The sequence below is a fragment of the Pseudomonas laurentiana genome, from assembly GCF_014648275.1.
Taxonomy (GTDB): domain Bacteria; phylum Pseudomonadota; class Gammaproteobacteria; order Pseudomonadales; family Pseudomonadaceae; genus Aquipseudomonas; species Aquipseudomonas laurentiana.
Map to the genome: position 1 here is coordinate 1 of NZ_BMQU01000093.1, position 887 is coordinate 887.

An 887-nucleotide genomic window follows, 5' to 3' on the forward strand; every position below is an offset into this window, starting at 1 on the left:
AGTTGGTTGAGCTTCTAACTCTAAATATGCTTTATTAGGTAGTATTCGTTCTACTGCCCAATTAATTAGTTATGAATTAGTTTTAACAACAATCGTATTGATTGTTGTAATGTTTGTAAGTAATTTAAATATTACTTTAATTACTGAGGCTCAACGTAGTGTTTGATATGTTGTGCCTTTATTGCCTATATTAGTTATATTCTATATTGCTTCAGTTGCAGAAACTAATCGTCCACCATTTGATTTAGTTGAAGCTGAATCAGAATTAGTTTCTGGACATTTAACTGAATTGTCTGCTGCTCCTTTTGTGTTATTCTTCTTATCTGAATATAGTAATATTATGTTAATTTGTTGTTTAAATATTACTTTATTCTTAGGAGGTTATCTTAACTTTAATTTATTTACTAATATTTTATCAATTGATATTTTAAGTAATTCAATATGATTAATATTATTTGAAGGTTTAATATATGGAGCCAGTCTAGGTATTAAAGCTAATATTTTAATGTTCACATTCATTTGAGTTAGAGCTGCTTTCCCTAGAATACGGTATGATCAATTAATACATTTCTGTTGAGTGATATTATTACCTTTATTATTCGGAGTAGTTATCTTAGTTCCTTGTATTTTATCAGGGTTTGATGGATTACCTGTTATAATTTAATTTTTAGTATTATTATTATTTTTTTTTTTTTTTTGAAGATATATATATTATAAGTAATGATTCATTATATAATATTAATATATTAATATTTTATAATATATACATATAAATATATATAATATTTTATAATATATACATATAAATATATAATCTTTAAAAAATATATGCAATATGATGTAATTGGCGAACATATTAGGCCCATGTCCTGATTATACACGTTCAA

The 887-nt window shown here is 23.8% G+C and carries 1 pseudogene; it reads left to right on the top strand.

Going from position 1 to position 887, the window contains the following annotated elements:
* Positions 1-22: 22 nt before the first annotated feature.
* A pseudogene (locus IE038_RS25565) lies at positions 23-445 on the top strand (NADH-quinone oxidoreductase subunit H); the annotation flags it as partial.
* Between the last annotated feature and the right edge of the window lie 442 nt (positions 446-887).